Origin of the sequence: Streptomyces sp. BE303 (assembly GCF_036290945.1) — a bacterium.
Classification (GTDB): Bacteria; Actinomycetota; Actinomycetes; order Streptomycetales; family Streptomycetaceae; genus Kitasatospora.
On record NZ_JAQYWZ010000289.1, the window covers coordinates 1 to 1,479 of the forward strand.

General features: G+C 74.7%; 1 protein-coding gene. It reads right to left on the reverse strand.

What is annotated here, in order from left to right; translation table 11 throughout:
* A partial coding sequence (locus tag PUR56_RS02580) for an SDR family NAD(P)-dependent oxidoreductase (protein ID WP_329947673.1) occupies positions 1-1,479 on the reverse strand: 1,479 nt, incomplete at both ends.

Here is a 1,479-nt window from a genome sequence, read left to right on the forward strand (position 1 = left end):
CGCGTCCAGCGCCGCGTTCGCCGCCCCGTACGCCGCCTGCTCCCCGCTGCCCCAGACACCCGAGATCGACGAGAACACCACGAACGCGTCGAGATCCGTACCGACCAACGCGTCCAGGTGCAACGCCCCGTCGACCTTGCCGTCGACGACCCGGCGGACGTGCTCCTCGTCCGCGTCCACCAGAGCCATGTGCTCGCTGACGCCGGCCGCGTGCACGACCGTGTCGACCTTGCCGACCGTTGCCAGCAGCGCCTCGACCGCGGACCGGTCCGCCAGATCACAGGCGTGGATCTCCGCCATCGGCAGCTCGGCCAGCAGCTCCGCCGCCCCGGGCGCCCGCACGCCACGCCGGGAGAGCAGCACCAGCCGCTCCGCACCGTTCGCCGCCGCCCACCGCGCCACCTCGGCCCCCAGGCCACCCGTCCCACCGGCGATCAGCACCGTGCCCCGAGGCTTCCAGACCGACCCGGAACCCACCGGCGCATGCTCCAAGCGCCGCACCAGCACACCGCCACCGCGAACGGCGACCTGGTCCTCCGCACCCAGCGCACCACCCAGGACGGCAGCGACACGACCCGCCGCCCGACTGTCCACGACGGCAGGAAGGTCCAGCAGACCGCCCCAGCGCTCGGGGTGTTCCAGCGCCAGCGTGCGACCGAGGCCCCAGGTCTGGGCCTGGACCGGACCGGCCGGGGCGTCGGCCCTCCCGACGGACACCGCGCCCCGGGTGATCAGCCAGAGAGGTGCCGTCGACTCGACGTCCAGGCAGGCCTGGACGACGGCGAACGTGTCCAGCAGGGGCGCGTCCTCAAGAGCGGCGAGGCTCACCACGCCCGCGATCGGCTCGTCCAGCGCCCGCAGCCGCCGGGCGAGCGCGCCGCGCTCGTCCGCTCCGACCGTCAGAACCCGCGCACCGTGGTCGGTCAGGGCCGCCGCGAGTCCGACGGTGTCCGCGCCGACCAGCACCCAGGTTCCCTCCAGCACCGACGTGCCCGGCTCGGGCACCGGCTGCCAGCCGACCCGGTAGCGCCAGCCGTCCGACCGGGAGCGCTCGCGGCCGCGTGCCCGCCAGGACGTCAGCGCGGGCAGCACGCTCTCCAGCGGGGACAAGGGGTCGACGCCGAGTTCCGTGGCGAGCGTGGTGAGGTCGCCACGGTCGATCGTGGCCCAGAACCCGGCCTCGGCGGGATCGGCGGCCACCGCCTTCGCGGGCCGGCTCTCCAGCCAGTACCGCTGATGCTGGAAGGCGTAGGTCGGCAGCTCGGCCGGTCGGACGCCCGTGAACAGCGGCGACCAGTCGACCGGGACGCCGTTGACGTGCAGGGTCGCGAGCGCCGTCAGCACGGTGGTGACTTCGTCACGGTCGCGGCGCAGCAGCGGCGCCGTGACGGCGTCGGGCTGCTGGACGAGCGCGGACAGCACGCCGTCCGGGCCGAGTTCGACGAACCTGGTGACGCCGTCGAGGGCCGCGAGGGCGTC